The organism is Streptomyces sp. NPDC048504, assembly GCF_043200035.1.
Lineage (GTDB): Bacteria > Actinomycetota > Actinomycetes > Streptomycetales > Streptomycetaceae > Streptomyces.
Genome location: NZ_JBICXA010000009.1, coordinates 424,583 through 431,570 on the forward strand (window position 1 = coordinate 424,583; position 6,988 = coordinate 431,570).

Genomic DNA, 6,988 nt, shown 5'->3' on the forward strand with positions numbered 1-6,988 from the left:
ACTTGCGTTCTTGAGGAGATCCATGAGTCGGACACGGCACATTCGAGGTTCCCGTCTCGCCACGGCAGGTGTCGCGGCCGGCGCCGCGACCCTGTTGGCCGCCACCCTCGCCCCCACCGCCCACGCGGCCGACCGGCCGTCCCGGACCACCGCGATCGCGAACGCCGCGTCCGCGTTGGTGGCCCATGCCGCGGGCCTGGGGCTGACGGCCGCGGAGGACACGTCCGTTCGCGACGTGATCGTCGACGCGGACGGCACCCAGCACGTCCGCTACGACCGGACGTACCGTCAACTTCCTGTTCTGGGCGGCGACTTCGTGGTCCACCTGGCCTCGAACGGCAGTTACCGGAGCGCCGACCGCGCGACCCGGAGCTCCATATCCCTGGCGTCCGTGACGCCGAAGGTGGCCGCACCGAGAGCGGCCGACCTGGCCGTCAACGCGCTGCGGGCCGCGAATCTCGGCGAGGCCCTCAAGGGGATAACCGCCAAGCCTCAACTGGTAGTTGACGCCCTGCACGGCGCACCGAAGCTCGCCTGGCGGACGAACGTGGTCGCCAAGGACTCGCTCGGCAACCCGGTCGCCCGTACGGTGCTGACCGACGCCCGCAGTGGCGCCCAGATCGACGCCTGGGACAGTGTGGAGACGGCGACGGGTGACGGGAAGTCGCTGTACAGCGGGACGGTGCCGTTGGAGACCACGCTGTCGGGATCGACGTATCAGCTCAAGGACGCGACGCGCGGCGGGACGTACACCGGTGACGCGGCGAACAAGACCGACCTGTGCATCCTCGGCATCTGCATCAGCCGCGCCCCGTCCACGGTGTTCACGGACGCCGACAACCACTGGGGCACGGGGGCGAGTTCGGACCGTTCGTCGGCGGCGGTGGACGCGCAGTACGGCACGAACGAGACCTGGGACTACTACAAGAATGTCCACGGCCGGAACGGCATCGCGGGCGACGGCAAGGGTTCGTACAATCGCGTCCACTACGGCAACAGCTACAACAACGCCTTCTGGGACGACAGTTGCTTCTGCATGACCTACGGCGACGGTGACGGGACACAGCTCGGTCCGCTGGTGGCGCTGGATGTCGCCGGGCACGAGATGACGCACGGCGTGACGTCCAAGACGGCCGCGCTGACGTACTCGGGCGAGTCCGGCGGGCTCAACGAGGCGACCTCGGACATCATGGGCACGCTGGTGGAGTGGTACGCCAACAACTCGTCCGATCTCGGGGACTACTTGATCGGCGAGAAGATCGTCCGGTCGGGATTCGGCAAGGCGGCGCTGCGGTTCATGGACCAGCCGTCCAAGGACGGGAATTCCGCGGACTGCTGGAGTTCGTCGGTGGGGAATCTCGACGTCCACTACTCGTCGGGTGTCGCCAACCACTTCGCGTATCTGCTCGCGGAGGGCAGCGGCGCGAAGACCATCAACGGCGTCGGCTACAACTCGCCCACGTGCAACGGCTCTTCGGTGAGCGGCATCGGCCGGGACAAGCTCGGGGCCATCTGGTACCGGGCGTTGACCGTCTATATGACGTCCTCGACGAACTACGCCGGGGCGCGGACGGCGACGCTCAGTGCGGCCAAGGACCTGTACGGGACGGGAAGTTCGGAATACAACGCGGTGGCCGCCGCATGGAGTGCGGTCGACGTGGGGTGAGGCCGGGGATTCTTCGGAATCCGCCTACAACCATCGGCACACCACGCGGGTCTCTTCCTGTGAACCGTGAGACATCCGATTCGCGTGGGTTTGGTGTGCCTGCTCCCGAACCCCTGAGCCGATATGGACCGACATGTCTACGTACGCCGGGGCGACGGAGCGGGCTGCACCCCCATCCCGAAGACGTAGAGCTCCAAGACACGCCTCCATCATTTTACAGCAACGGCCGCCCGCTCAGCGGCGGTTGTACGCCATCGACGGAATGCGACTGCTCGCCGCGCTGTTCGTCGCCGCGCACCACTACGCCGGCACCTGGCGGGTGAACCAGCCGGACAACGCGATCTGGGGCCGGCCGGTGTCCGACATCATGCCGACGGTGTTCCGGTTCTCGGCCTACGGCTGGATCGGCGTCGAGATGTTCTTCGTGATCAGCGGCTTCGTGATCTGCATGTCCTGCTGGGGCCGTACCCCACGGCAGTTCTTCACCTCGCGGGTGATCCGGCTGTACCCGGCGTACTGGTTCTCCATCGTCTTCACCACGGGCGTCCTGGTGACCCTGCCCGGCGTGTGGGACCGGCGGAAGCTGCGCGAGATCCTGCTCAACCTCACGATGCTGCAGTCCGGTTCGGGCGTCTCGAACGTCGACGGCGTGTACTGGACGCTCTGGTCGGAGCTGCGCTTCTACCTCCTCTTCATGGCCGTGGTCATCACCGGCCTGACCTACCGCAAGGTCGTCCTCTTCTGCTGCTTCTGGGGCGCCGCCGCGATGATCGCCCCGGCCGCGCGCTTCCGCCCCCTGACGCTGGTCGTCAACCCGGAGGGCGCCTGGTACTTCATCGCCGGCCTGGCCCTGTACCTCATGTTCCGCTTCGGACAGGACATGTTGCTGTGGGGCATCCTCGGACTGGCCTGGCTGATGGGCCAGTTGGAGCTCGGGCACCGGATAGACACCGTCGAGCGGGTCTCCAGCTGGCGCGCGAGCGTCGTGCTGTTCACCGTGTTCCTGCTGGTCATGGCCGCGATCGCGCTGGGCGCGACCGACCGTGTCCGCTGGAAGTGGCTCACCACGGCGGGCGCCCTGACGTATCCCTTCTACCTGATGCACTACCTCGCCGGTACGACGCTCATCAACCGCTTCCGCGACGCGATGGACCCCCGGCTCCTGGTGGTCTCGGTGATCTCCGGTTTCCTGGTGCTGAGTTGGCTGGTCCACCGCCTGGTGGAGCGGCCTGTGGCCCGGATCCTGAAGAGCGGGTTGGACACGTCGTTCGCGCGGTTGCGGAATACGGTGAACTCGCCCTGATCCGACGTACTTTTCGCCGTTCACGCCACTGGCCGATGGTCACTGGTGCCGTGCGCCGCTTCCGCCAGACGTTGCGAGGTCTCTCCCATACGCCTGCCGCTTCGGTGACCGCGCCACCGGTGCATCGGGTGGATGAGCAGCCGCCGTCAGGGCGCCTGATTATCGGTTGCCCTGGAAGCCCGCTGCCGATGCGGACGGGCTGGCGGAGCGCTACCTGGCGGAGATCTCGGGCCCGCGGACCGCGTTCGTCGACGGTGTCGTGCTGGTGGCTCTCAGCGGGAGCCACGCGGTGGGTTGTCTGGTGGTGACCGCCCCCGTCCACGGGCGGTCGGAGATCAAGAGGCTCTGGACGAACCCGGGCGCCGTGCGGTTGTCGGTGTGGAAATGGCGGACCGGGGCCATCGCCCTGTACGAACGGTTCGGCTTCGCCATCACCGAGTCACGAGACGAGCGGGATCAACTCGTCTGCATGGAACGGGCCGTGTGAGTGGTGCCGTACGACGTCCAACTCGCACCACACCGCCTTGCCGACGGTCAGCTCGCGCACGCCCCAACGGTCCGCGATCTGACTGACGATCAGCAGACCACGGCCGAACACGTCGTCCTCGGTGGCCTTGCGGAGGCTCGGCCGTAACTCGCCTCTCAGGTCGCACCGCGATGCGTACGGCGGCCCGTCCCTCCACCTCCACCCACCACCTGGAGAGCCTTCCAATCCTCTCTGCCCGCGAGAGACTTGACCCCCTAGCCTCCCCACCACCCATATCGAAAAAGTGTGACACCTCTCGCGAAAGTGTCACACTTTCTCAAACAGACCCGCGGCCGATCAGCCCTTCGGTGCGTGAGCCATCGCGATCGTCTTCATCTTGAGGGTGCGTACCGCTTCGGGGTCCGTCACGGGCCGGGAAGTCTGCCCTTTTGCCGCGGCGGCGACCGTGGCGGCCTTCTGCTTCTGGGTGCGCGCCGAGTCGTCCTTCGTGGAGTGCGAGGTCGCCGTGGCCGCGTGGACCTGCGACCCCGCCGCCACCGTCAGACTGCCGAGCGCCAGAGCGCTGACCGCGGCGGTCCTGAACGTCGTTCCCATCCTGCTCGGCTTGCGGGGTGCTGCATGGCGCATGAGAGTTCCTCTGCTGTCGGTGCGACTTGGACAGGTGGACTACGCGGCACGGGGGCCCGGACGCGACACCCGGATGCAGTGACGCGGATCACGGAGAGTCGCTGTAGCGGAGGATCGGCGCCCGTTCGTACCTCCCCCAAAGAGGACCCCTGGCCGTTCTGTGGACGGAAATGAATGGCGGAAGAGTGGCGAGAGGCGCGGCGGAAGAGGAGTTCGATGAGTTCTACGCACTGGCTTACCCCAGGCTCGTTCGGCAGCTTTACGCGATGACCGGCGATCTGCCGGAGGCCCAGGATGTGGTGCAGGAGGCCTTCATAAGGGCCTGGGGCCGACGGGGGATTTTCACCAGCGACGGTTCCCAGGAGGCGTGGATCCGCACCACGGCCTGGCGGCTTGCCGTATCCCGCTTCCGGCGTGTGCGGCGCGGTGTGCAGCTCATGCAGCGTCATCACGAACAGCGCTCCGTCGAAGGCCCGTCCCCCGAACGTGTCGCTCTCGTCGAGGCACTTCGCACTCTTCCGCAGAAGCACAGAAGTGTCGTTGTCCTCCACCACTTGTGCGACCTCAGCGTCGAGCAGATAAGCGCGGAGACGGGCTGGCCGGCCGGGAGCATCAGGGTTTGGCTGGTCCGTGGGCGCCTGTCGCTCGCCCGCCATTTTTCCTCCCTGCCGGACCAGGAGGTGGACCATGTCGGATGAGTCGAACGAATCGGATGAGTACGAGCGTCCTGTCTGGCTCACCGAGAGCATGGACCAGTTGGAGAGAGTTCGGGTCGACCGGGCGGTGTCCGCACCGGAGTTGCGTCGCAGAAGCGTCCGACGCCGTCAACGCCGTACCCGTTCCGCCGCCATCGCGGCGATTGCCGTGACGGCAGTCGGTGCGGGCGCTTTCTGGAATTCCGTGGGCGCGGACCGATCGGCGGAATACCCCTCCCATCACGAGAAGGATTCCAGAATATCGGCGGCTCAGGAGAAACTGCGGACTTACTATTCGGTTCTGCCGGATGCCTTTGCCGCACGGGATTCGACGTCGAAGTCGAAGCTGTGGAAGCTGATGACCGCTCATTTCACGGAAACGGCACTGAAGCGAGAAGTCGTTCTCGAAGGCAGCGGAGCCGGCGACCTGGCGGCTACGTGCGGACATGTGGATACCACCACCGTCTTCACCGTCGGCGCCGCCCGTAGCGCCGGGGCCGACACCGTCCGCGCACGCGTGACGAGCGACAGCGCACCGGAATCGATCGAGGTCGACGTCGATCTCCGCACCATGAGAATCTCGAAATGGTCCTGCCCCGACGGGTCCTGACCTCTGCCGAGGGTCAACACGACGGCGACACGACAAGGCCGCCACCCGCATTGGGCAACGGCCTTGTCATTCAAGGGAGTTGAGGTCAGGCGGCCAACTCCCGCTCCCCCGCCGCCTCTTCCACGGAGACCGGAGCCTCTGCCGCGCCCCGCTTCCCGTCCCGCATCACCACCGCCGCCAGCACCGCCGCCGCCACGACACCGACCGCGCTGACCGTGAAGGTCGTTGACATGGAGTGCGTGAACGCCTCGCGGGCCGTGCGGACCAGCCCCGCGTCCCCATGCGCCGCCGCCAGCGCCCCGCCGATCGAGTGGCGGGCCTCATCGGATGTACGGAGGGCATCTCGTCGGCCGCGGGCCGCGGACGCCGCCGACTGGCGCGCCGCCGTCACCGAGGCCGCCGCGCCCTTCCGCACGACCGCGCTACGGCACCGCTGGCTGTCCTCGGTGCTCGGGCAGGCCGGGCACGCCTACCTCGGCCCGAACCTCATGTCCTTCTCCGAACGGCTCGCCGCGCTGTTCACGGCCGTCGGATTCCCCGAGCCGAGCGGCGCGATCGACGCCGTGCTGTCGTACACGATCGGGATGAGCACGACCGAGGCCGCCTGGCTGACCACGGTCGCGCGGTCCGGGGAGAGCGAGGGCGAGTTCATCGCCCGGCTGATGCCGGCCGCCCAGCAGGCTGCCGCCGGTCACGCCCATCTCGCCGGTTCCTACGCCGAATCGGCCGCCACGAGCACCGATCCGGTGGCCCCGCGCGACGGCAAGTTCGCCTACGGCCTCGATGTCGTCCTCGACGGGCTCTCGCTGCGGCTGGCGCGTCAGACCCCCTCCGCCAGGTCGGCGTCTCCAGGTACACCTCGGCCGGCACCTGCAACTCCGTTTCACCGGTGGCGAGTTGCTCGCCCGGAAGAAGTTGTTGCCGGGGTTGAGCGCGCCGGTCCTGCGTGGACACGGTGGCCCCGACGGTGAAGTACGCCTTGTCCACACTCATGCGGGGATGCATGCTCCGGCGCTGCGGTTCTGATGGTGTGGGGCGGGGTCCCGTTTGAGTGAATCAGGGAGTGATCCACGTGGCGCCGCCGAGGCGGCATGCCGTTTTCAGTGATCGTTTGTGGCGTTGAACCGACCGGCGTGCCTGTTTTCCGGCGCGTCTTCCAGAGATCATTGGGAGTAGTCATGCGTATGCGTTCCGCCCTGACCACGTCCGTCCTCGCCGTCGGCCTCCTGCTCGGCGGCGCCGGTGCCGCCCTCGCCCACGGCGACGACAACGGGGTCGTCCAGGGCACCGGCTCGCAGGGCTCGGGGCACACCGACAGCACGATGTTCGCCGGTGTCATCGACCACGTCGGCCCGGTCTACGCCTCGACCAGCAAGACGGACCACGACTGGGACCGCGGCACGTTCGAGGGCATCTTCGGTTACTGACACGTCCACCCGGCGCACCAGCCCGGGTAGCGCACCGGGCTGTCTGTGACGGTGCGAAGAGGGGGGGCGCCCCGGGTGGGGGGGCCCCCCCGCTTTTGGGGGCCCAACCCCCCCCCGGGGGGGCGGCCGGCGAACCCCCCCACCCCCCCCCCCCCGTGGGGCCCCAACCCCGC

Annotated in this window: 10 protein-coding genes; 7 read left to right on the forward strand and 3 right to left on the reverse strand. The window is 67.7% G+C overall.

Annotated features, from left to right (window positions below; translation table 11 throughout):
- Nucleotides 1-22 precede the first annotated feature (22 nt).
- The 3 genes from ACGFY9_RS24620 (at nucleotide 23) to ACGFY9_RS24630 (ending at nucleotide 3,456) form a co-directional block, all read left to right on the forward strand.
- A complete protein-coding gene (locus ACGFY9_RS24620) occupies nucleotides 23-1,666 on the forward strand; it encodes a M4 family metallopeptidase (protein WP_393757382.1) in 1,644 nt (547 codons plus the stop codon).
- Nucleotides 1,667-1,799: 133 nt separating this feature from the next.
- On the forward strand, nucleotides 1,800-2,969 hold the full coding sequence (locus ACGFY9_RS24625) for an acyltransferase family protein (RefSeq protein WP_393757383.1): 1,170 nt from the start codon (nucleotides 1,800-1,802) through the stop codon (nucleotides 2,967-2,969).
- A gap of 166 nt (nucleotides 2,970-3,135) precedes the next feature.
- Nucleotides 3,136-3,456: a hypothetical protein gene (locus ACGFY9_RS24630; protein WP_393757385.1), complete on the forward strand. Its 321-nt coding sequence runs from the start codon at nucleotides 3,136-3,138 to the stop codon at nucleotides 3,454-3,456.
- Here ACGFY9_RS24630 and ACGFY9_RS24635 read toward each other — a convergent pair.
- A complete protein-coding gene (locus ACGFY9_RS24635; RefSeq protein WP_393757387.1) occupies nucleotides 3,409-3,567 on the reverse strand; it encodes a hypothetical protein in 159 nt (52 codons plus the stop codon). The genes ACGFY9_RS24630 and ACGFY9_RS24635 overlap by 48 nt on opposite strands.
- Before the next feature lie 225 nt (nucleotides 3,568-3,792).
- On the reverse strand, nucleotides 3,793-4,083 hold the full coding sequence (locus ACGFY9_RS24640; RefSeq protein WP_393757389.1) for a hypothetical protein: 291 nt from the start codon (nucleotides 4,081-4,083) through the stop codon (nucleotides 3,793-3,795).
- Nucleotides 4,084-4,253: 170 nt separating this feature from the next.
- Here ACGFY9_RS24640 and ACGFY9_RS24645 point away from each other — a divergent pair, with 170 nt between their 5' ends.
- Entirely contained in the window at nucleotides 4,254-4,781 is a 528-nt protein-coding gene (locus ACGFY9_RS24645) for a SigE family RNA polymerase sigma factor (RefSeq protein WP_390159364.1), read from the forward strand.
- Nucleotides 4,771-5,388, forward strand: a complete 618-nt coding sequence (locus ACGFY9_RS24650) for a hypothetical protein (RefSeq protein ID WP_393757391.1) — start codon at nucleotides 4,771-4,773, stop codon at nucleotides 5,386-5,388. Before ACGFY9_RS24645 ends, ACGFY9_RS24650 begins: the two co-directional genes overlap by 11 nt.
- Nucleotides 5,389-5,473: 85 nt before the next feature.
- Here the strand turns inward: ACGFY9_RS24650 and ACGFY9_RS24655 are convergent, their stop codons facing one another.
- Entirely contained in the window at nucleotides 5,474-5,620 is a 147-nt protein-coding gene (locus ACGFY9_RS24655) for a hypothetical protein (protein WP_393757392.1), read from the reverse strand.
- Between ACGFY9_RS24655 and ACGFY9_RS24660 the strand changes: the two genes are divergently transcribed.
- Nucleotides 5,619-6,359: a TetR/AcrR family transcriptional regulator C-terminal domain-containing protein gene (locus ACGFY9_RS24660; protein WP_393757394.1), complete on the forward strand. Its 741-nt coding sequence runs from the start codon at nucleotides 5,619-5,621 to the stop codon at nucleotides 6,357-6,359. The two genes, ACGFY9_RS24655 and ACGFY9_RS24660, sit on opposite strands and share 2 nt — an antisense overlap.
- Before the next feature lie 207 nt (nucleotides 6,360-6,566).
- Nucleotides 6,567-6,815 carry a hypothetical protein gene (locus ACGFY9_RS24665; protein ID WP_393757396.1) on the forward strand — a complete coding sequence of 83 codons (249 nt, stop codon included), beginning with the start codon at nucleotides 6,567-6,569 and terminating at the stop codon, nucleotides 6,813-6,815.
- Nucleotides 6,816-6,988: the final 173 nt, after the last annotated feature.